General features: G+C 59.0%; 20 protein-coding genes. 12 read left to right on the forward strand and 8 right to left on the reverse strand.

The window, feature by feature from the left end; all coding sequences use genetic code 11:
* Positions 1-311: 311 nt before the first annotated feature.
* A complete protein-coding gene (locus L2I46_RS29805; RefSeq protein ID WP_117264931.1) occupies positions 312-509 on the forward strand; it encodes a DUF2574 family protein in 198 nt (65 codons plus the stop codon).
* A gap of 322 nt (positions 510-831) precedes the next feature.
* Positions 832-1,149: a hypothetical protein gene (locus L2I46_RS20160; RefSeq protein WP_004204117.1), complete on the forward strand. Its 318-nt coding sequence runs from the start codon at positions 832-834 to the stop codon at positions 1,147-1,149.
* A 41-nt stretch (positions 1,150-1,190) separates the two neighbouring features.
* Here L2I46_RS20160 and L2I46_RS20165 read toward each other — a convergent pair whose 3' ends face one another.
* From L2I46_RS20165 to trpS, 4 genes are all read right to left on the reverse strand, one after another.
* A complete protein-coding gene (locus tag L2I46_RS20165) occupies positions 1,191-2,315 on the reverse strand; it encodes an ABC transporter permease (RefSeq protein WP_048336335.1) in 1,125 nt (374 codons plus the stop codon).
* Entirely contained in the window at positions 2,315-5,059 is a 2,745-nt protein-coding gene (gene rbbA / locus L2I46_RS20170; protein WP_236948178.1) for a ribosome-associated ATPase/putative transporter RbbA, read from the reverse strand. Before rbbA ends, L2I46_RS20165 begins: the two co-directional genes overlap by 1 nt.
* Positions 5,056-6,123: an HlyD family secretion protein gene (locus L2I46_RS20175; RefSeq protein ID WP_236948179.1), complete on the reverse strand. Its 1,068-nt coding sequence runs from the start codon at positions 6,121-6,123 to the stop codon at positions 5,056-5,058. Before L2I46_RS20175 ends, rbbA begins: the two co-directional genes overlap by 4 nt.
* A 304-nt stretch (positions 6,124-6,427) precedes the next feature.
* The gene (gene trpS / locus L2I46_RS20180; RefSeq protein ID WP_072421090.1) at positions 6,428-7,435 is read right to left on the reverse strand and encodes a tryptophan--tRNA ligase; all 1,008 of its coding nucleotides are present in this window, start codon (positions 7,433-7,435) and stop codon (positions 6,428-6,430) included.
* Between the two features lie 500 nt (positions 7,436-7,935).
* On the opposite strand from trpS, the gene L2I46_RS20185 reads away from it, so the two are divergent.
* The 4 genes from L2I46_RS20185 to L2I46_RS20200 are packed head-to-tail and all read left to right on the forward strand — an operon-like array spanning position 7,936 to position 12,371.
* Positions 7,936-8,919: an autoinducer 2 ABC transporter substrate-binding protein gene (locus tag L2I46_RS20185; RefSeq protein WP_236948180.1), complete on the forward strand. Its 984-nt coding sequence runs from the start codon at positions 7,936-7,938 to the stop codon at positions 8,917-8,919.
* A 50-nt stretch (positions 8,920-8,969) separates the two neighbouring features.
* Complete coding sequence (locus tag L2I46_RS20190) at positions 8,970-10,454, forward strand: sugar ABC transporter ATP-binding protein (RefSeq protein WP_023291823.1); 1,485 nt, start codon at positions 8,970-8,972, stop codon at positions 10,452-10,454.
* On the forward strand, positions 10,447-11,418 hold the full coding sequence (locus L2I46_RS20195) for an ABC transporter permease (RefSeq protein ID WP_023291824.1): 972 nt from the start codon (positions 10,447-10,449) through the stop codon (positions 11,416-11,418). Before L2I46_RS20190 ends, L2I46_RS20195 begins: the two co-directional genes overlap by 8 nt.
* Entirely contained in the window at positions 11,415-12,371 is a 957-nt protein-coding gene (locus L2I46_RS20200) for an ABC transporter permease (RefSeq protein ID WP_236948181.1), read from the forward strand. Before L2I46_RS20195 ends, L2I46_RS20200 begins: the two co-directional genes overlap by 4 nt.
* A 41-nt stretch (positions 12,372-12,412) precedes the next feature.
* On the opposite strand, the gene L2I46_RS20205 is transcribed toward L2I46_RS20200, so the two are convergent.
* Complete coding sequence (locus L2I46_RS20205; protein ID WP_048336338.1) at positions 12,413-13,195, reverse strand: NAD(P)H-dependent oxidoreductase; 783 nt, start codon at positions 13,193-13,195, stop codon at positions 12,413-12,415.
* An 86-nt stretch (positions 13,196-13,281) separates the two neighbouring features.
* On the opposite strand from L2I46_RS20205, the gene L2I46_RS20210 reads away from it, so the two are divergent.
* Both L2I46_RS20210 and fosA read left to right on the forward strand, forming a co-directional pair.
* Entirely contained in the window at positions 13,282-14,190 is a 909-nt protein-coding gene (locus L2I46_RS20210; RefSeq protein ID WP_236948182.1) for a LysR family transcriptional regulator, read from the forward strand.
* On the forward strand, positions 14,184-14,603 hold the full coding sequence (fosA, locus tag L2I46_RS20215; protein ID WP_072421092.1) for a FosA5 family fosfomycin resistance glutathione transferase: 420 nt from the start codon (positions 14,184-14,186) through the stop codon (positions 14,601-14,603). The genes L2I46_RS20210 and fosA overlap by 7 nt, the downstream gene beginning before the upstream one ends.
* A gap of 71 nt (positions 14,604-14,674) precedes the next feature.
* Here the strand turns inward: fosA and L2I46_RS20220 are convergent, their stop codons facing one another.
* On the reverse strand, positions 14,675-16,087 hold the full coding sequence (locus L2I46_RS20220; protein ID WP_236948183.1) for an aminotransferase-like domain-containing protein: 1,413 nt from the start codon (positions 16,085-16,087) through the stop codon (positions 14,675-14,677).
* 176 nt (positions 16,088-16,263) lie between these two features.
* Here L2I46_RS20220 and L2I46_RS20225 point away from each other — a divergent pair, with 176 nt between their 5' ends.
* The 4 genes from L2I46_RS20225 (at position 16,264) to L2I46_RS20240 (ending at position 19,185) form a co-directional block, all read left to right on the forward strand.
* The gene (locus tag L2I46_RS20225) at positions 16,264-16,428 is read left to right on the forward strand and encodes a DUF1127 domain-containing protein (RefSeq protein WP_023319656.1); all 165 of its coding nucleotides are present in this window, start codon (positions 16,264-16,266) and stop codon (positions 16,426-16,428) included.
* Between the two features lie 164 nt (positions 16,429-16,592).
* Positions 16,593-17,057, forward strand: a complete 465-nt coding sequence (locus tag L2I46_RS20230) for a MarR family winged helix-turn-helix transcriptional regulator (protein WP_023291830.1) — start codon at positions 16,593-16,595, stop codon at positions 17,055-17,057.
* 6 nt (positions 17,058-17,063) lie between these two features.
* Positions 17,064-18,131: an HlyD family secretion protein gene (locus L2I46_RS20235; protein WP_023291831.1), complete on the forward strand. Its 1,068-nt coding sequence runs from the start codon at positions 17,064-17,066 to the stop codon at positions 18,129-18,131.
* Positions 18,121-19,185 (forward strand): DUF2955 domain-containing protein, encoded by a 1,065-nt coding sequence (locus tag L2I46_RS20240; protein WP_085551435.1) that lies wholly within the window; start codon positions 18,121-18,123, stop codon positions 19,183-19,185. The genes L2I46_RS20235 and L2I46_RS20240 overlap by 11 nt, the downstream gene beginning before the upstream one ends.
* On the opposite strand, the gene L2I46_RS20245 is transcribed toward L2I46_RS20240, so the two are convergent.
* Positions 19,182-19,436, reverse strand: coding sequence for a DUF3343 domain-containing protein (locus tag L2I46_RS20245; RefSeq protein WP_032454749.1), 255 nt, complete (start codon positions 19,434-19,436; stop codon positions 19,182-19,184). The two genes, L2I46_RS20240 and L2I46_RS20245, sit on opposite strands and share 4 nt — an antisense overlap.
* Positions 19,433-20,200 carry a putative 2-hydroxyacyl-CoA dehydratase activator YjiL gene (gene yjiL / locus L2I46_RS20250; protein ID WP_032454750.1) on the reverse strand — a complete coding sequence of 256 codons (768 nt, stop codon included), beginning with the start codon at positions 20,198-20,200 and terminating at the stop codon, positions 19,433-19,435. The genes L2I46_RS20245 and yjiL overlap by 4 nt, the downstream gene beginning before the upstream one ends.
* Position 20,201: the final 1 nt, after the last annotated feature.

Genomic DNA, 20,201 nt, shown 5'->3' on the forward strand with positions numbered 1-20,201 from the left:
AAGTGAAACGCCGTAGCGCCGATGGTAGTGTGGGGTCTCCCCATGTGAGAGTAGGGAACTGCCAGGCATCAAATAAAACGAAAGGCTCAGTCGAAAGACTGAGCTTTTTGTTTTTGCGTTTAAAAAGAACCCCGTCCCGAAAGGTGCGGGGTTTTTTGCTTTGTGGGGTATATCTCCCCGCTGGCGCTGCGCTTACCGGGGCTACGGATCTGACATGGGGCTACGCCCCTGTGGCGCGGACAAGATATGCAGCACTGACTCAGGGAAAAATATCGCCTGAAGTCCTGCTACTGCTTCGCTAACCCGCCAACCTGACGCTCTCCGGGCGGGTGGTGTCAGAAACCTGCAACACGGGTATGGTGAATAAACAACCTCTGCAACGCTGCGGAAAAAATACCTATCTTTTTGCCTCGCAAAATACTGAGAATTACGCGCGTGGTGTGGTCGCTCGTACCGTGAATTTATCCAATGATACGAGTCGAAAAATAATTATCAGTGGCTACGATTAAATATCTCTCTCTATTTCAGCGCTATTATCTTGTGCTCTGCGAAATAATAGCGCTGCTTCTTCTTTCGGAATATTAACGCGTTAGCGAAATTACGAAATTATTTCCGCCGCTGAGGACTTCACTCCCCATTTATTGCAACAATGGGTATGCATCTTGCCGGTTTTTGGGCTTGATCCGCTATATCATTAACACTTTGTTAACTTGATCTGGTTTATATGACAGCAAATTTGATATACAAAGAGGGATGATTGCCTGTATGGATGCTGCCCGACGTACCTTGCGTTATCTGCTCTGGTTATCGGCTGGCAATATGAGAATAGAAATGAAAATCCTGCTTAACTGGTCGCCGTTGCGCCGGCTCTTCACCTACCTTCAGGAGCGCTTTACCTTTCTGGTGCTGCTCTGCTGGCCAGCGATAATCTGGCTGTTCTGCCGGGTCGGCGTGTGGCTGACGGATAACCTGTATGAACTGCTGGGGAAATCACCCGCCCAGTCCTTCACTGTCTATCTGCAGCCGTTTATGACCCCCGGCACGCTGCTGCGCATCTCCATCAGCTGGGTGGTGCTGCTGTTCATTCTCTTCAGCATGGCGATGGCCTTCACCTGGGGTCTTCGCCACTTTATGAATCGCCACAAATAAACCATTCGGGCCGCCGGGAGTCGACGGCCCTTCTTAAGCCCTTACGCCATCTGACCAATCGTTTTGCGAAAACGCAGCAGGGCGATAGTAAAGAACACCGCTCCGATAGCCAGCAAGGTTAAGAACTGCGGCCAGACGATACTGAAGCTGGCGCCGCGGTACAGAATCGCCTGCGCCAGACTGACGAAGTGGGTGGTCGGCATGGTCAACATGATATCCTGGACCAGCTGCGGCATACTTTCCCGCGGCGTGGAGCCGCCAGAGAGCATCTGCAGCGGCAGCAGCACCAGGATCATCAGCAGCCCCAGCTGCGGCATCGAGCGGGCGAGGGTGCCCATAAAAATGCCGATCGAGGTGGTGGCGAACAGGCTGAGCGCCACCCCCAGCATAAACAGTGGAATCGACCCCTCAATGGGCACCTGCAAAATCCCCTGAACCATCAGCAGCAGCGACAGCCCGGAGACCACCAATACCACAAGCCCCATCGACCAGATCTTGGCCATCATGATCTCAAACGGCGTAACCGGCATCACCAGCAGATGCTCGATGGTACCGTGCTCGCGCTCGCGGATTAGCGCCGAGCCGGTGAGGACAATAGCCAGCATGGTGATGTTGTTGATGATCGCCATCACCGCGCCAAAGCGCTCCTGTTCCAGGTTAGGGTTAAAGCGCATTCTTACCGCCAGCTCTACCGGCAGCACGCTGTTCTCCCGATAGCGGGCAATGAAGCCGTTTACTTCGCCGTTAATAATATTCTGGATATAGCCGTTGCCGGTAAAGGCCTGGCTCATGCGCGTGGCGTCGACGTTGACCTGCACTTCCGGCTGGCGGCCGGCCAGCACATCGCGCTGGAAATTTGGCGGAATATTGATGGCGAAAGTGTAGCGCCCGGCATCCAGGCCGGCGTCCATCTCATCGGCGGTGATCAGCTCCGGTTCGAGAAACCAGGGGCGGTAGAAAGCGTTAATGATGCGTGAAGAGAGCTGCGACTTATCCATATCGGCAACCGCAATCGGCGCCAGGTGCAGCGAGCCGGGCATCACCGTAGCTGAGGAGTACACCGACACGGTAAAAGCAAACACGATCAGCGCCAGCATCGCTTTATCACCCAGCAGGCTGCGCAGCTCTTTAACGCCGAGGTTATAAATATTACGTAATCCGCGCATCACCCCTCCTGTTTCTTCAGCAGCAACACGCTCAGCCCGAGCACCAGCGGCACCGCAATCAGTAGGGGAATAAAGGAGCCCCACAAATCACTGAGATTCAGCGCCTTGGAGAAGGTGCCGCGGGCGATAGTCAGGAAGTGGCTGGTCGGGTAGATTTGTCCAATCCAGCGCCCGGGGCCTTCCAGCGACGCCACCGGATCGATCATCCCGGAGAACTGGGTCGCCGGGATGAGCGTAATGATGGCGGTGCCGAAGATGGCGGCGATTTGGCTCTTCATAAAGGTTGAGATCAGCAGTCCCAGTCCGGTGGCGATGGTGACATAGAGCAGCGCCGCCAGGCTCAGCGTCAGGAAGCTGCCCTTATGTGATACGCCAAAGACGAAGACCGACAGCGCGCACAGCAAAAAGAAGTTAAACATTCCCAGTACGATGTAAGGCACCTGCTTGCCGAGCAGGAATTCGCTGCGGGTGGTCGGCGTCACGTACAGGTTGATGATCGACCCGAGCTCCTTCTCGCGTACCACGCTCAGGGCGCTGAGCATCGCCGGGATCATCATCAGCAGCAGCGGGATCACCGCCGGGACGATGGCCGGCAGGCTCTTCACGTCCGGATTATAGCGATAGCGGGTCTCAATGGAGATGAGAGAGGTAGCGCGCTGCGGACTGCTCTGCCGGGCGGCCATCTCCTGCAGCCAGGCCAGATGCATGGCCTGCACATAGCCGCGTACCGTTTCCGCGCGGTTTGGCATTGCGCCATCCACCCAGACGCCGATTTGCACCGGCGTGCCGCGGGCGATATCGCGGCCAAAGTTCGGCGGGATCTCTATCGCCACCGCCAGCTCGCCGTCGCGCATCCGCCGGTCGAGCTCATCGTAACTGCGCAGCGGCGCCTGTTCGATAAAGTAGCGTGAGCCAGCGATATTCTGCGACCAGCCCTGACTGCTGAGGGTTTGATCGCGGTCGAGTACCGCAAAGCGTAGATCCTCGACGTCCATGCTGATCCCATAGCCCATGATAAACATCAGGATCACCGTTCCCAGCAGCGCCAGCGTCGAGCGCACCGGATCGCGGCGCAGTTCCAGCGCTTCGCGGCGGCTGTAGCTGAACAGCCGTTGCAGACTGAAGGCCTGGCGCGGGGCCGCGCGTTCTGGATGGGATGCTGCAGCTGGCGCAGGTTCCTCAGGAGCAGCGGCGGTTGGCTGCGCCTCCTGGAGCCAGGCGATAAACGCCTCTTCGAGGCTGGCGGCACCGCGCTGCTCGACCAGCGCCTGCGGCGTATCGCTGGCCAGCACCTTGCCGGCGTGCATCAGCGAGATGCGGTCGCAGCGTTCTGCCTCATTCATAAAGTGGGTGGAGATAAAAATGGTCACCCGATCCTGACGCGCGAGGTCGACCATCAGCTGCCAGAACATATCCCGTGCCACCGGATCGACCCCGGAGGTGGGTTCGTCGAGGATCAGCATTTCCGGGCGATGGATGACCGCCACCGCCAGCGACAGACGCTGACGGATGCCCAACGGCAGGGCGGTGGGCAGGGCGTCTTCCACCTCGCTGAGCATGAAGCGCTCGCTCATTTCCGCCACCCGACCGGGGATTTCGCCGTCCGGAATATGAAACAGGCGGGCGTGCAGTTCGAGGTTTTGCCGGACGGTCAGTTCGCTATAGAGCGAGAAAGCCTGCGACATATAGCCCACCCGCTGGCGGGTGGCGATATCTTTCGGGTCGACCGGCTGGCCGAACAGCCAGGCTTCGCCTTCGCTGGCGGGCAGCAGGCCGGTGAGCATCTTCATGGTGGTGGATTTGCCGCAGCCGTTGGAGCCGAGGAAGCCGAAGATTTCACCGCGGGCGATGCGGAAGTTAACGTGGTCGACGGCGACGAAGTCGCCAAAGCGCATGGTCAGCCCACGGGCTTCGATGGCGATCTCTTCCTCGCGGTCGTCGCGCGGCGGGATTACCACTGCCTTATGCGCCTGGCGCTGCGCTTCCGGCAGCAGGGCGATAAACGCCTGCTCCAGCGTCTGACTGCCGGTCTGCGCTTTCAGCTCCGCAGCGGTACCGGTCGCCAGCACCTCGCCGGCGTTCATCGCCACCAGCCAGTCAAAGCGCTCAGCCTCTTCCATGTAGGCGGTAGCCACCAGTACGCTCATCTCCGGCTGGCGCTGACGAATGCTGTCGATAAGCTCCCAGAACTGCGCCCGGGAAAGCGGGTCGACGCCGGTGGTGGGTTCATCGAGGATCAGCAGCTGCGGGTCGTGGATAAGGGCGCAACAGAGCCCCAGCTTTTGCTTCATCCCGCCGGAGAGCTTACCCGCCGGGCGATCGCGAAACGGCGCCAGCCCGGTGCTCTGCAGCAGCTCGTTGATACGAGATTCGCGTTCGGCTTTATCGTGGCCAAACAGGCGGGCGAAGAAGTCGACGTTTTCATACACCGAAAGGGTGTGATAGAGGTTTTTCCCCAGCCCCTGCGGCATCCAGGCAATCTTCGGGCACACCTCGCGGCGGTGATGAACGTCGCGCATATCCCCGCCGAGCACCATCACGTTACCCTGCTCAATGGCCCGCGCCCCGGCGATGAGAGAGAGCAGGCTCGATTTGCCGACGCCGTCCGGGCCAATCAGGCTGACCATGCGCCGCGCCGGGATCGCCAGACTGATATCCCGCAGCGCCACGGTGATGCCGAAGCGCTGGCCAACGTTGTCCAGCCGGGCGACGGGAGGCGAAGTATCCTGTGGCGTCAGTATCATTGCGGCAACCTCACCGTCAGGGCTTCAGGCCAGGACTGCTGGTTATCCAGCCGCACGTAAGCCATGCCGGGCAGACCGGTTTTGACATACTCCAGGTGCTGCGCCAGCAGCGCCGGCGGGATGCGCGCTTTGACGCGGAACATCAGTTTGAGACGCTCGTCGCGGGTCTCCACCGTTTTCGGCGTGAACTGGGCGACGCTGGCGACAAAGCTGATATTGGCCGGGATCACCAGATCCGGAGCGGCATCGAGGATCAAGCGCGCTTCGCTGCCGAGCGCCAGCAGACCCGCCTGTTCGGTGGGCAGAAAGAAAGTCATATAGACGTCGGCGAGATCGACCATATTCAGCACCCGACCACCGGCGGCCAGCACTTCACCCGGCTCGGCGACGCGATACTGAATACGGCCGTCGCGGGGCGCCTTCAGCTCGCTATCGTCAATATCGGCCAGGATCCGCCGCTCGGTCGCCTGGGCGGCTTCGACGCGGGTTTGCGCCTGAATAATGCTGGTGCGGGCAGCTTCGATGGCGGCGCGGGCGGCTGAGACCTGGGCTTTCGCCGACTCCAGCGCCGCGCGAGCGCTTTCTGCTGCCGCGCGATCGTCATCCAGCTGCTGGGCGGAGACGGCGCCACGCTGAGAGAGGGTGTTTGAGCGAACATGGCGTTTCGCCGTGGAATCCAGCTCCGCCTGACGCTGCTTCACTACCGCTTCGCTGGCGCGCATTTCACTTTGCCGCTGATCGAGCAAGGCTCTGGCGGCCAGGACCGTGCTTTCCGCTTCCTTGATTTGCGCGGCGGCTTCAAGACGCTGCTCGTTCAGTACACGGGTATCCATTCTCGCCAGCACCTCTCCCTGGTGCACGAACTGACCCTCTTTGACCAGAATGGTGTCGATACGCCCGGCGATTTTGCTGGCAATATCCACCTCGGTGGCTTCGATTCGTCCGTTGCTACTGGCAAAACCCTCCGGGAGGCCCGGCGGGCGCAGCAGCCACCATGCTGCGGCGGCGAGTACCACCAGTAAGCCGACAAAATACCCTGTCCAACGTTTCTTTATTTTGTCCATACGCGACTCGCTTGATTCCCTGTGCGAAGTGATACGCGTGTCTTCTCCGGCGGGCGGAGCGTCCTCCTTGCGAAGGACGAATGAGTGGGGAAGGGCCGCTGACGCAGCGCTCTACCGCGTCGATGCGCAGCCGAACGCTGTACTACTTATGTGGTATCATCAGCGATCCTGGCCTTAATGAAACACGCATAGTGAGAGCTACCGTTAACGTGATAGTAACATTCGCGGCGGTGTTGTCCACACTAAAGGAAGGGTCTTGTCGACGCGTTAACAAAATATCCACTACCGGAAACCTTTCATCACCTCAGAACAGGACCGGCAGCCCCAGACCTCGTTTCACCTCATGCAGCGTCTGCTGCGTCAACTGGTGGGCGCGCTCGCTGCCCTGACGCAACAATTCCAGCAACATCCCTTTATCCTGAATAAAGGTGGCCCGCCGTTCGCGGATCGGCGCCAGGAGCGCCTGCAGGCAGGTTTCCAGTTCATTTTTACACTGGCGATCCCCCAGCCCGCCGCGCTGATAGTGGGCTTTCATCTCAGCCACCAGTGCCTTATCGCTATGGAAAGCGTCGAGATAGGTGAACACCACGTTGCCGTCGACATGCCCCGGATCGCTGACTCTCAGGTGCGTCGGGTCGGTATACATCGCGCTGACCGCGCGGTGGATCTCCTCTTCACTGGCCGATAACGTCAGCGTATTGCCCAGCGATTTCGACATTTTGGCGTTGCCGTCGACGCCCGGCAGGCGGCTCACTTCGCTGAGTAGCGCCTTGCAGTGGCGCAGCACCGGTTCGCCGGTGAGGCTATTCATCTTGTGGACGATCTCGTTGGTCTGCTCAATCATCGGTAGCTGATCGTCGCCCACTGGCACCAGTTCGGCTTTGAAGGCGGTGATATCGGCCGCCTGGCTAATCGGATAGGCGAGAAAGCCCACCGGCAACGAACGGGCGAATCCCTTCTGGGCAATCTCATTTTTGACCGTCGGATTACGTTCCACGCGGGCGACGGTGACGATATTCATATACAGCGCGCTGAGCTCCGCCAGCGCGGGCAGGGCGGACTGCAGGCAGAGCGTGGTGAGCCTGGGGTCAATGCCGACGGCCAGATAATCGGCCATCACTTCGAGAATATGATGGCTGATTTTTTGCGGGTTGCTGCCGTTGTCAGTGAGCCCTTGCAGGTCGGCGATCAGGATAAACTGCTGGTGGTCGTGCTGCAGCGCGACGCGCTGGCGCAGCGAGCCGACGTAATGGCCAAGATGTAGCTGGCCGGTGGGGCGGTCGCCAGTGAGGATGGTTTGCGGATGGTTCATCAGGGACTCCTTATCAGACTGTTCAGCCGAAAGACGTCCTGAAAACACCAAAGCCGCCTTCCGGCGGCTTTGAAAATGGAAACGTGTATCGTGCCGCCTGTTATGCAGGCAGCCACCAACGGCGGGGATAGGTTACGATCGCGTTTCTGTTCATCTTTTTATCCTGCCACGGAATAGGCCAAGAGCGCAATCAAAAACCATATGATTTTTCTGGTATTATTTTTTTGTTGTTTTGCGGTAAATGACCAGACGGGAAAATAGGTTTTCTCATAGACCTGATAATTATTATGGAACAATAAAGTATGTTGCAGGCTTTTTGTGAAAAAGCTCACGTCACAGGATTATAGTATTATTATCCATATTTATAGCTGGATATTACCTGTCTGCTGTTACAGCTTGTGTTTATTCTCTTCTAAATTATTAACATTATTACTATTTATATCTTTTTTCCATTTTGCGTCATACCCCTGTCTGACTACAACGTATTGAGGCTAATTATTATGCATAAACGTCTGGTCGTTAATATTTTTTCATCCTTGCTGTTGGGGGCTGCGCTTATTTCCGCGCCGGTATATGCGGCGGAAAAAACGGTAGTCAATATTTCAAAAGTAAATGGCATGCCATGGTTTAACCGGATGGGTGAAGGGGTAGTCCAGGCTGGGAAAGAGTTTAACCTCAACGCCTCTCAGGTTGGGCCGTCCAGCACCGACGCGCCGCAGCAGGTGAAAATTATTGAGGACCTGATTGCACGTAAAGTGGATGCCATCACTATCGTGCCTAACGATGCCAACGTGCTGGAGCCGGTATTCAAAAAAGCCCGTGACGCCGGCATCGTCGTGCTGACCAACGAATCGCCCGGACAGCCGAGCGCCAACTGGGATGTGGAGATCATCGATAACGAGAAGTTCGCCGCTGAATATGTGGAGCATATGGCCAAGCGGATGGGTGGCAAAGGCGGCTACGTTATCTATGTAGGTAGCCTTACGGTACCGCAGCACAACCTGTGGGCCGATCTGCTGGTGAAATACCAAAAAGAGCATTATCCGGACATGCATGAAGTCACCCGCCGCATGCCGGTAGCGGAAAGTGTTGATGATTCCCGCCGTACCACGCTCGATCTAATGAAAACTTACCCGGATTTGAAAGCGGTGGTCTCTTTTGGTTCGAATGGTCCGATTGGCGCGGGGCGCGCGGTGAAAGAGAAGCGTGCGAAAAACAAAGTTGCGGTCTACGGGATGATGATCCCATCGCAGGCGGCCTCCCTCATTAAGAGTGGTGATATTACAGAAGGCATTACCTACGATCCGGCGACAGCCGGCTATGCCCTCGCGGCCGTCGCCAGCACCCTGCTGAACGGCAAATCCATTGAGCCAGGATTTGAACTGAAAGAGCTCGGTAAAGCGGATGTCGATAGCGACAAGTATATTATCCGCTTCCATAAAGTGCTGCTGGTAAATAAAGACAATATTGATTCGCTCTACTAATCCATCTTCCGGGGCGCCTGGCGCCCCGGCTTAACCTGCCAGGGGATGTTATGGAACCTTTCCTTTCCCTTCGTCACGTCAGCAAAACCTTCCACGCTAACCGCGCGCTCAATGATATCAGCATCGATTTTATGCCCGGGGAAGTACACTGCCTGGCCGGGCAGAACGGTTGCGGGAAGTCGACGTTGATCAAAATTATCTCCGGCGTCTATCGCCCGGATGAGGGCGCGGCGATGGAGCTGGGCGGCAAGACGTGGCCCAGACTGACGCCTGCGGCCTCTGTCGCCCATGGGATCCAGGTGATTTATCAGGATCTGTCGCTGTTTCCCAATCTCAGCGTGTGGGAGAACATTGCCATCAACCACTATCACCGCGGCGTGCTGGTAAAGCGCAGCGAACTGCGGCGCAGTGCGGAGCAGGCGATGCGGAGTATTAACGTCTCGCTGCCGCTTGATGCCACCGTTGAGTCGCTCTCCATCGCCCGCTGCCAGCTGGTGGCGATCTGCCGCGCGCTGGCGCAGGACGCCCGGCTTATCATTATGGATGAACCCACGGCCTCATTGACCCATCAGGAAGTGGAGGGGCTACTGAATGTCGTGCGCCAGCTACGTGAGAGGGGGATCTGCATCGTCTTCGTTAGCCACCGTCTGGAAGAGGTCATGGCCGTATCGGATCGCATCAGCGTGCTGAAGGATGGCAATCTGGTCGGCACCTTACCGGCGGCAGAGGTGACTACTCGGCGACTCGGTTTTCTGATGACGGGCCAGGAGTTTGATTATCAGGTGCGCGACCTGTGGCAAGGGAAGGGCAGCACGCCGGTACTGGAAGTGCGCAATCTCAGCCGCAAGGGGGAATATCACAACGTCTCTCTGAAGGTCGAAGCCGGAGAAGTGGTGTCGATAGTCGGCCTGCTGGGTGCGGGGCGAACAGAGTTGTGCCTGAGCCTTTTCGGCATGACCCGCCCCGACAGCGGCGAGATCCTGATAAATGGCCAACCGGTGCGGTTGCGTAGCAATCAGGACGCTATCCGCCACGGTATCGGCTATGTCTCTGAGGACCGTATGTCACGCGGCCTGGTGATGAGTCAGTCGATTGAAAATAACATCATCAGCACGGTGTTTCATAAAGTGAAAGGCACTTGCGGACTATTGAGTGACAGTAAAGCTCAGCAACTGGTCACGAGAATGGTCAACGCGTTGACCATTAAAGCGCCGGATACGCATTTGCCGGTGAATACCCTCTCCGGCGGCAATGCCCAACGCGTCTCTATCGCCAAATGGCTGGCGATCGCCCCTAAGCTGCTGATCCTTGATAGCCCGACGGTGGGGGTGGATATCGCAAACAAAGCCGGGATCTATCATATCATCAGCGATTTGGCTGCCCATGGCATCGCCGTGCTGATGATTTGTGACGAGATCGAAGAGGCGTGGTACCAGAGTCATCGCATCCTGGTGATGAAGCAGGGCGAATTGACGCATAGCTTCCTGCCGGACAGCAGTAACCAACAGCAGATAGCGGAGGTGGTTAATGGCTAATCTGTTGAAACAACATGAATTCTGGTTAGGTATGTTTATTATCGCGCTGTGCCTGATGCTGGGCTGGCGCAGTGAGGAATTTTTCACTTTCGGTAATATTTACGACCTCGCTAATAACTACGCGATGCTGACTATCCTCGCCTGTGGCCTGTTCGTGGTGCTGATCGCCGGCGGGATTGATATCTCCTTCCCGGCCATGACCATTATCGCCCAGTACGGCATGGTGGTGATGCTGCAAAAAGTGGGCGGCAACTTCGCGGTGGCCTTTGTGCTTGCCGGCGGTATCGGCGTGCTACTGGGGCTGGTTAACGCGCTGTTGGTCAATCGTCTGCGGGTCCCCTCGATCATTATCACCATTTCCACGCTCAATATTTTCTACGGTTTACTGCTGTGGTTAAGCAAAGGTGTCTGGCTCTATGACTTCCCCCCGTGGTTTGAAAAGGGGGTCATGCTGTTCAAATACACCGATGCCGATGGTTACGATTACGGCCTGGGGCTGCCGCTGCTGACGATGATAGCGGTGGTGTTGTTGACCGCGTTTATCATGAATTTCACCACCGTTGGCCGCAAGATCTATGCCATGGGCGGCAACCGGGAATCCGCCAGCCGCGTCGGCTTCAGTGTGCTCCGCCTGCAGTTGTTCGTTTATGGCTATATGGGGTTGATGTCGGGGGCCGCAGGTGTCGTGCAGGCATGGACAGTGATGACTGTCGCGCCGGATTCATTGCTGGGCTATGAGCTGACGGTGCTGGCCGCGGTGGTGCTGGGCGGTACCAGCCTGATTGGCGGGCGCGGAACCCTCACCGGTACGCTGCTGGGGGTGATTTTACTGGCGGTGATGCAGAACGGCCTGAACCTGCTGGGGGTCTCCTCCTACTGGCAGACCCTGATTACCGGGGCGATCATCGTCGTCAGTATCAGCGTAACGGCCTGGAGCCAGCATCAGAACCGGAGCTTGTTATGAAAAAATCATGGCGCAATAACGTTGAGTTTTACCTGATCGGCCTGCTGCTGCTGACGGTTATCGCCTTTAGCATTGCCATGCCAAACATCTTCTGGTCTGTCACTAATTTCCAGTCGATTGCCTCGCAAATGCCGATGTTGGGGATCCTGGCGCTGGCGATGGCAATGACCATGCTTTGCGGCGGCATTAATCTGTCAATTATCGCGACCGCCAATGCCTGCTCGCTGGTGATGGCCTGGGTAGCGACAAGCTATCCACCGGGTGCCGCCACTGCGCTGGCGACGCTGCTGGCCGGCGGAGGGGCGGCGATGATCATTGGCCTGTGCAACGGGATACTGATCGCCGGGATCCGTGTTTCGCCGATCCTGGCGACCCTCGGTATGATGACCCTGCTCAAAGGGATAAATATTTTGATCACCGGCGGCAGCGCCATCGCTAACTATCCTCAGTGGGTACTGTGGCTGAATCATGCCCAGTGGTTTGGTATTCCGCTACCAATGTGGCTTTTTGCGGTGGTGGCGATCGGGCTGTGGGTGCTGCTGGAGAAAAGCCCGCTGGGTCGGGCGATCATGTTGATCGGATCCAACGAGCGGGCGACCCATTATTCCGGGATCAATACCCGACGGGTGTTGATGTGGGTATATGTCATCTCGGCCCTGCTCTGCGCTGTGGCCGCGTTTCTGATGATGTCGAAGCTGAACTCAGCCAAAGTGTCTTATGGAGAATCGTATCTGTTGGTGTCGATCCTCGCGGCGGTGCTTGGCGGCGTGAATCCGGATGGCGGCAGCGGGCGCATCGTCGGGATGGTGCTAGCGCTGTTCCTGCTGCAGATCATTGAGAGTGGGTTCAATATCCTCGGTATCAGCCCCTATCTGACGATGGCGCTGTGGGGGGGATTGCTGCTGTGCTTTATCCAGGCGCGAGGCATGCTGGGGCTGGAGAGAGTCGGATAAACTACCCATCCTCGGTGGCGAAGACGGGCAGCGTTTGTCTGCTACTCGCTACGCAAATGCACCGCCAGGCCGCTTTGCCCCGGCGCCAGCTCCGGGCGAAGCGTCAGCGATGGGATCAGATAGTCGCCATGATTTTGCCGGCGAAATGGAATGGGCTCCGTTTGCCACAGGGTGTCCAGCCGCCCGGCCAGGGTGGCGCACTGGTCGGCGAACTGCGCGGCATCGGTTTTGTCCGTGCGGTAGAACACCAGCGGCGGAAGCACCTCGAAGCCGGGATAGAACAGCATACCGTGCTGAATGGGGAACAGGATGTCGTCGATGGGGCCATTGATCCCGCGCGGTGAATAGTGTTCCGCCCAGCCGCCGGCGGTGACGATCAGCATTGCCCGCTTGCCGACGAAGGTGCCTTCCCCATAGCGATCGCCCCAGTGGCGGTCGCTATGCTCGCCGACGCCATAGGCAAAACCCCAGGCGTATACCCGATCGATCCAGCCTTTCATGATCGCCGGCATCGAGAACCACCACAGCGGGAACTGAAAAATCACCGTATCGGCCCACAGCAGCTTTTCCTGCTCGGCTGCGATATCCGCGCTTTGAGTTCCTTGCGAAAAGGCCTGTTTTGAATCAAGGGTAGGACGCCAGAACTCGCCGACCGGCGGCGCGCCGCTGTCGTCGGCGTCATACCCGGCCTTCCAGCGCATGGCGTAGAGATCGGACACCTGGACTTCATGACCGGCCTGCTGCAGATGACGGATGGCGAAATCTTTGAGTCCGCCATTGAGGGAGCGCGGTTCCGGATGGGCGTAAATCAGCAGTACTTTCATAACATCACCTCTGAAGTGGGAAGATCTGCAGAGTAGGAAAGCTGGCGCTATAGTAGAAATTAATTACTTCAATCCCAGGTATAGCTGTGATTAATTTACATCGTCTGGATCTCAATCTGCTGCGCACGCTCGACGTGCTGCTCAGTGAAAACAACGTCACCCGGGCGGCGCAGCGGCTGAATCTGTCGCAGCCGTCGGTGAGTATTCAGCTCGCCAGGTTACGGGAGATGTTTGCCGACCCGCTGCTGATGCCGGGCCCGCGCGGCATGCAGCCCACCGCCCGCGCCGATGAGCTTCGCCAGCCGCTGCGCGCCGCGTTAGCCGCGCTGGAGCAGGCGGTGGCGCCGGTCAGCCCTTTTGATCCGGCGACGGCGGCGGAGACCTGGCGGGTGGCGGCGACGGACTATATGGCCTCGGCGATCCTCCTGCCGTTGCTGGGCAGGCTACGCCTGGCCTCTCCCGGCAGTCGGCTGGCGGTATTTGAGCTCCAGCCGGCGCGTCTGGAGCAGCAGGCGGCCAGCGATGAAGTGGATCTCTGCTTCCATACCCGCGAGGGCGCGCCGCCGGGGCTGCATCAGCGCCTGCTGTTTCGCGAGCGCTACGTGCTGGCGGGTCGGGCCGGGCATCCGGCGCTGCGGCAAGGGTTGAGTCTGGAAACGTTCTGTCAGCTGGAGCAAGCGATCGTCTCCCCGGACGGGGGCGGCTTCAGCGCAGCGACCGATACCGCGCTGGCGAACCTTGGCCTGACGCGGCGGGTTGTCCTCTCCGTGCCACATTTCCTGTTTATGCTGGAGACCCTGCGCAACAGCGATTTGGTGGCGATGCTGCCGGAGCGGCTGGTGCGCGGGCAGCGCGGGCTGGCGGTCGTCGAGCCGCCGCTGGCGGTCGCCGGCTTTGAGATGCTGATGCTGTGGCACGAGCGCTGGCACCGCGACCCGGCGCATCAATGGCTGCGCCAGTTCATTGTGAATTCACTGGAGGAACAGACATGCTGAGCGGACTGAATCACCTGACCCTGGCGGTCAGCCAGCTGGCGCCGAGCGTGGCGTTTTATCAGCAGCTGTTGGGTATGACGCTGCACGCCCGCTGGGAGAGCGGCGCCTATCTCTCCTGCGGCGATCTGTGGCTATGCCTGTCGCTGGATCCGCAGCGGCGCATCACCCCGCCGGAGGAGAGCGATTACACCCATTATGCGTTTAGCATCAGCGAAGCCGATTTCGCCTGCTTCGCCGCTCGCCTTGAGGTTGCCGGCGTGGCGGTGTGGAAGCTGAACCGCAGCGAAGGCGCCTCGCACTACTTCCTCGACCCCGACGGCCATAAGCTGGAGCTGCACGTCGGCAGCCTCGCCCAGCGTCTGGCCGCCTGCCGCGAACAGCCGTATAAGGGGATGGTGTTTTTTGACCAGTGAAGCGCTTTGCTGACGCGGGATCATCCGTAGCCCCGGTAAGCGCAGCGCCACCGGGGAGAACAGGTTGCACTTCACTCCATCGCCACCTTCACCGCTTCTCCCAGCTTCACCATCACCGCTTTATGTTTCTCGGTCGGCGGCAGGGCGCAGTTGATCCTGACGCAGTTGCGATACTTGCCCGCCGCGGAAAACAGCGAGCCCGGCGCGACCTGGATCTTCAGCCGGCACAGCTGTTTGGCGACACAGACCATATCCACCTGCTCCGGCAGCTCCACCCACAGCATAAAACCCCCCTTCGGCCGGGTGACGCAGATCCCGCAGGGGAAAAATTCCCGCAGCCAGCAGGTATAGATCTCCATATTGCGCTGATAGATCTGCCGCATCCGCCGCACGTGACGGTGGTAGTGGCCTTCGCGAATAAAGTTACAGGCCGCCAGCTGAGTGGAGGGGACGTTGGTGCCGCTGGCGGCGTACTTCATCTGTAGCAGCTTGTCGTAGTAGCGACCGGGGGCGATCCAGCCGATGCGCAGGCCGGGGGCGATGGTTTTGGTAAAGGAGCTGCAGAGCATCACCCGGCCGTCGATATCCCAGGAGTGAATGGTGCGCGGGCGCGGGTACTCGGTGGCCAGCTCGCCGTAGATATCATCCTCGAAAATAACGATATCGTGGTGCTGGGCCAGGTTCAGCACTGCGCGCTTGCGAGCGTCCGGCATGATAAAGCCCAGCGGGTTGTTGCAGTTCGGCACCAGGATCACCCCTTTGATCGGCCACTGATCCAGCGCCAGCTCCAGGGCCTCGATGCTGATCCCGGTTTCCGGATCGGTGGGGATCTCAATCGTCTTTAATCCCAGTCCGCGCAGCATCTGCATGGTGCCGTAGTAGCAGGGGGATTCCACGGCGATGATGTCCCCAGGCTGGCACACCGACAGCAGGGCCAGCGACAGCGCGCTGTGGCAGCCGCTGGTGAGCACCAGATCGTCGGCAGTCACCACCGATCCGCCGTCGAGCATCAGGCGGGCGATCTGCTCCCGCAGCTCACGGCGCCCGGCCAGTTCGTCATAGTTCAACACCTCAGTGAGGTTGTGCTGGATCGCCCGGCTCAGTTCGCGCCAGATGGGCTTCAGGCTTGGCTGCGTCACGTCCGGCGAGCCGCCGCCGAAGGGGATGATCGTTTTATCGTAGCGGGCGTCGAGCATGGTCAGCACCTGATCCCACTGGGTGATCTCCACCGGGCGCTGCACCGGGCGCGACATCGGCGGCACCGGCGGCTGGGCCTTGCGGGGGGCGACGAAATAGCCCGATCGCGGCTGCGGCACAATCATCTGCTGCTGCTCTAGCAGCTGATAGGCCTGCTGGACGGTGCTGATGCTGACGCCGTGCTCCTGGCTCAGGCTGCGCACCGACGGCAGCTTTTCGCCGTGGCGATACAGGCCCTGTTCAATGCGTTCGGCCAGCAGCGTCGCGAGATGTTGATAGCGGGTCATGTGTATCCTTAATTGCCGCCATACAGATGGAATAACCAGTACAGATGGCCGTAAAAAGTGGGGTCTGCTGTACGTTTTAGCTAATCTGTATGTTAAAGAAAAGTGTTTTGTGAATCTGTATTCCTTACCCCCAAATCCGTGAAGATAAAGCCTCTGGCAAGGTGAGGAGGTAGAGGATGGAATTTCACGAGAACAGGGCAAGACAGCCATTTATCGGTTTCGTACTGCTGGTGCGATTTGTCAAAAAATGGTGGCTTCAGGAGCAAACGCGCAGAGCTTTGCAGAAAATGAGCGACGAACAGCTGAAAGATATCGGCCTGCGTCGGGATCAGATCAATTAAAAAGTGCGGTTTTTTTCAGACATCATTTCTTCTTTGCCCCGGTAAGCGCTGGCGACGCCGGGGAAACATTCACGAAATTTATCAATTGATGCGACGCGACCTTCCGTTTCTTGATACTTACCCTGATAAGTATTATTTTCTTCTCAACAATGAGAGGAAAAGCTGTGACTGAAGACGAACTGTTTGCCCGCCGCCCGCTGGGGATGCGGATGGCCATGGTGGTGCGCCAGTGGCGCGCGATTATTGACTCCGCTATCACCGATACGGGACTCACCCAGTCCAGCTGGACGGTGCTGATGCAGCTGCATCAGCTGGGAGACAACGTCTCGGTCAGCGAACTGGCGGAGGTGCAGGGGATTGAACTGCCGCCGCTGACGCGCACCCTCTCATTACTGGAAAAGCAGGGCTATCTGTTGCGTTCCACATCGCCATATGACAAACGCATTCGCCTGCTGACGCTGACCGCCGAAGGGCGGGCTATTCTGGAAAAACTGAGCCGCGTGATCGAGACCTATCAGGAGCGCGTAACCCAGACCATCCCGGAGGCCGACCTCGCCACCTTCAGCGCCACGTTAAATCAAATCGCCTGCCGTTTGCGGACTATCCGCGAAGAAGATAACAAGATCTAACACACTATGATGACGCCTGAACAAAAATTTGCCCGCTGGGTACGGGTGAGTATTGCCGCTTTTCTGGGAATATTCGCCTGGTTTATCGTTGCCGATATCTGGATCCCGCTGACGCCGGACTCCACCGTCATGCGCGTGGTGACCCCGGTTTCGTCGCGGGTCTCCGGCTATGTCTCGCACGTCTACGTGCATAACAATAGCCAGGTGAAAAAGGGCGACCTGCTGTATGAGCTCGACCCAACGCCATTCATTAATAAAGTTGAAGCGGCACAGATCGCCCTTGAACAGGCGAAGCTGAGCAACCAGCAGCTGGACGCGCAAATCGCCGCCGCCCGCGCCAACCTGCGCACCGCGCAGTACACCGCCCGTAACGATAAGGTCACGCTCGATCGCTATCAGCGCCTGAGCACCATGCAGAACGTCTCGCAGTCCGATCTCGACAAGGTGCGGACCACCTGGCAGACCAGCGAGCAGTCGGTCTCGGCGCTGAACGCGCAGATCCAGAACCTGCTGATCCAGCGCGGCGAGCGCGACGATAAGCGCAACGTCACCCTGCAGAAATACCGCAACGCGCTGGAGGAGGCGCAGCTGAACCTGGCCTGGACCAAAGTGCGTGCGGAAACTGACGGCATGGTCAGCAACCTGCAGCTTAACCCGGGGATCTACGCCACCGCGGCGACGGCCGTGCTGGCGCTGGTCAACAACAATACCGATATCGTCGCTGACTTCCGTGAGAAGAGCCTGCGCCACACCGCGGTAAACACCGATGCGGCGGTGGTCTTTGACGCCCTGCCGGGGGAAGTCTTCCCGGCGCATGTCACCAGCAGCGATGCCGGGATTCTGGCGGGGCAGGAGGCGGTTAACGGTCAGCTGTCGCAGCCGGAACAGTCCACCCGCTGGGTGCGCGACGCCCAGCGAATGCGCATTCACGTCGCGCTGGATCAGCCGCTGGAGAAACCGCTGCCGACCGGCGCCCGCGCCACGGTGCAGCTGTACAATAGCGAGGGACCTTTCGCCCGCACCTTCGCTGGCCTGCAGATCCATCTGGTGAGCTGGTTGCACTATGTCTATTAATACCCTGGCGCACGTCTTTACCCCGCACGGCAATATCGTCTACACGGCGAATGATTTTCGCCAGACGGTGCGTATCGCCGTGGCCGGGACCATTGCCCTCAGCATCTCCACCTTCTACGACGTGCAGTACGGCGTATTTTTTGTGGTTTATCCGCTGATGCTGATGTCGCTGGTGCCGGTGTTCAACCGCCATGTCGCCCGCCAGTTTGTATTCAGCGCGGCGGTGAACTGCGTCGAAATGGTATTGATCGTTGGCTATCTGTCGCAGTGGCCGGTGATCATGACGCTGGTGGTGTTCGCCCTGTACGTGATGCGTTTTCGCTTTATGAGCCAGGGGCCGCTGTTTCTGCTGGGGTCGATGGGGGTGGTGTGTCAGAGCACGATGCTCAACTTTATGAGCTACCCGACCAGTAACTGGCACACCCTGATGTTCTCCAACATGGAAGCGTGCGTGCTGGCGGTGGCGCTAAGCGCGCTGCTGCATTACCTGATCCCGGACGTCGAGCCGCGCAAGCCGCCGCCGCGCCTTGAAAAAGACGCCGCCCGCATCCGCCACGAGTCGCTGCTCTCCGGCACGGTGGCGACGATCATCTTCGTGGTGTTTCAGATCTGCGATCTCAGCGACTCGCTGTCAGCGCTGATGGCCGGGATCCTGATCCTGTTCCCGATGCACTATCGCGGGGCGGTAATCAGCTCGATCTGGCGCGTGGCGGGGGTGGTGCTGGCCTGCCTCTATATTCTGGTGGTGCAGTTGATTATCTATGACTTCAGCAACCACATGGTCCTGATGATGCCGCTGATTGGCCTCGGGCTGGCCTTCAGCGCCCGTCTGCACGTGATGGAGAAAGTGGGCGCCGGGGTGGGCTTCGCCAGCATCACCACCATCGGCATTATGTTTGGCCAGAATCTGCATCCCTATCAGGATCTGGTATTCAGCGATCTGTACCGCATCACCTCGGTGACGGTCTCGCTGGTGGTGACGCTGACCCTGGTCTTTCTGATGCACCGCCTGCTGAACTGCTTCGCGGCGACGCGCTTTGGGGTAAGCGATTAACCTGCCGATGGGAAGGTGGCGAGACAGCGCCACGCTTCCCCGTCCTGCTGATACAACGCCGCCGTCAGCTCCGGCAGGATCCAGCTTCGCGCATCGGCTTCCGTCCCCTCCAGCAGGATGCACAGTCCGCAGCCGCTGCGCAGCTGGCGGGGAATATCTTTGACCTCGAAGGTCATTTCCGCCGCCTGCAGGGCTTTGCGCGTGCGCACCACTCCCACCGTGGAATGAAATAAAAACAGAAAGGTTGTCATCCGCGCCTCCGCCGACGCTGGCCGATCAGCGCCGCGCCAATCGCCCCGGCATACTGGGCGTCGGGATGGGTTGTCACCGCCATGCCGACATGGCTTTCCAGCATGCGGGCAAAGGCGGCGCAGTGGCTGACGCCGCCGGTAAACAGCAGCGGTCCCTGCGCCGATAAGCGGCCGATAAAGTTCGCGCTGCGCCGGGCCATGGCGTTAATCACCCCCGCCAGAATCGCCTCCGGCGCGACCCCGGCCGACCGCAGGCTGATGACTTCCGATTCGGCGAATACCGTACACATGCTGGTGATGGCGTGCGGTTCCACGCCGTCGGTAATGACGTCCAGCTGTTCGACGCTGGCGCCGAGGGTTCGTGAAATGACCTCCAGAAAACGGCCGGTACCGGCGGCGCATTTGTCATTCATCAGAAAGTCGCTGAGGTTGCCCCCGGCATCCAGCTGGATAACCTTGCTGTCCTGGCCGCCGATATCAATCACCGTGCGGGTGTCCGGCGCCAGCAGGCGGGCGCCGAGGCCATGACAGGAAATCTCCGTCACCTGTTTATCGGCAAAATCCACCAGCTGGCGGCCATAGCCGGTGAGGGTTAAAAAGGGCGTTTCCGCGAGGCCAGCGCGCAGCGTCTCCCAGGCCTCATGGATGGCGTCGGCAGGGCGAAAGGGGGTCGGGCAGAGGAAACGACGCGTAATCACCCCGTCCGCCAGCAGGATGCCTTTCGTGGCGGTGGAGCCGGAATCAATACCAACCGTGTAGATCACG

Source organism: Klebsiella sp. 2019SCSN059 (genome assembly GCF_021739525.1).
Lineage (GTDB): Bacteria > Pseudomonadota > Gammaproteobacteria > Enterobacterales > Enterobacteriaceae > Klebsiella > Klebsiella quasipneumoniae.

Excerpts from the sequence above, each read along its gene's own strand:
- L2I46_RS20245 (WP_032454749.1), bottom strand. The coding sequence starts at position 19,436 with ATGACAACCTTTCTGTTTTTATTTCATTCCACGGTGGGAGTGGTGCGC.
- L2I46_RS20175 (WP_236948179.1), bottom strand. The coding sequence starts at position 6,123 with ATGGACAAAATAAAGAAACGTTGGACAGGGTATTTTGTCGGCTTACTG.
- L2I46_RS20240 (WP_085551435.1), top strand. The coding sequence starts at position 18,121 with ATGTCTATTAATACCCTGGCGCACGTCTTTACCCCGCACGGCAATATC.
- L2I46_RS20160 (WP_004204117.1), top strand. The coding sequence starts at position 832 with ATGAAAATCCTGCTTAACTGGTCGCCGTTGCGCCGGCTCTTCACCTAC.
- rbbA (WP_236948178.1), bottom strand. The coding sequence starts at position 5,059 with ATGATACTGACGCCACAGGATACTTCGCCTCCCGTCGCCCGGCTGGAC.
- L2I46_RS20165 (WP_048336335.1), bottom strand. The coding sequence starts at position 2,315 with ATGCGCGGATTACGTAATATTTATAACCTCGGCGTTAAAGAGCTGCGC.
- L2I46_RS20200 (WP_236948181.1), top strand. The coding sequence starts at position 11,415 with ATGAAAAAATCATGGCGCAATAACGTTGAGTTTTACCTGATCGGCCTG.
- trpS (WP_072421090.1), bottom strand. The coding sequence starts at position 7,435 with ATGAACCATCCGCAAACCATCCTCACTGGCGACCGCCCCACCGGCCAG.
- L2I46_RS20220 (WP_236948183.1), bottom strand. The coding sequence starts at position 16,087 with ATGACCCGCTATCAACATCTCGCGACGCTGCTGGCCGAACGCATTGAA.
- L2I46_RS20195 (WP_023291824.1), top strand. The coding sequence starts at position 10,447 with ATGGCTAATCTGTTGAAACAACATGAATTCTGGTTAGGTATGTTTATT.
- L2I46_RS20185 (WP_236948180.1), top strand. The coding sequence starts at position 7,936 with ATGCATAAACGTCTGGTCGTTAATATTTTTTCATCCTTGCTGTTGGGG.
- L2I46_RS20205 (WP_048336338.1), bottom strand. The coding sequence starts at position 13,195 with ATGAAAGTACTGCTGATTTACGCCCATCCGGAACCGCGCTCCCTCAAT.
- L2I46_RS20225 (WP_023319656.1), top strand. The coding sequence starts at position 16,264 with ATGGAATTTCACGAGAACAGGGCAAGACAGCCATTTATCGGTTTCGTA.
- L2I46_RS20190 (WP_023291823.1), top strand. The coding sequence starts at position 8,970 with ATGGAACCTTTCCTTTCCCTTCGTCACGTCAGCAAAACCTTCCACGCT.
- fosA (WP_072421092.1), top strand. The coding sequence starts at position 14,184 with ATGCTGAGCGGACTGAATCACCTGACCCTGGCGGTCAGCCAGCTGGCG.
- L2I46_RS20235 (WP_023291831.1), top strand. The coding sequence starts at position 17,064 with ATGATGACGCCTGAACAAAAATTTGCCCGCTGGGTACGGGTGAGTATT.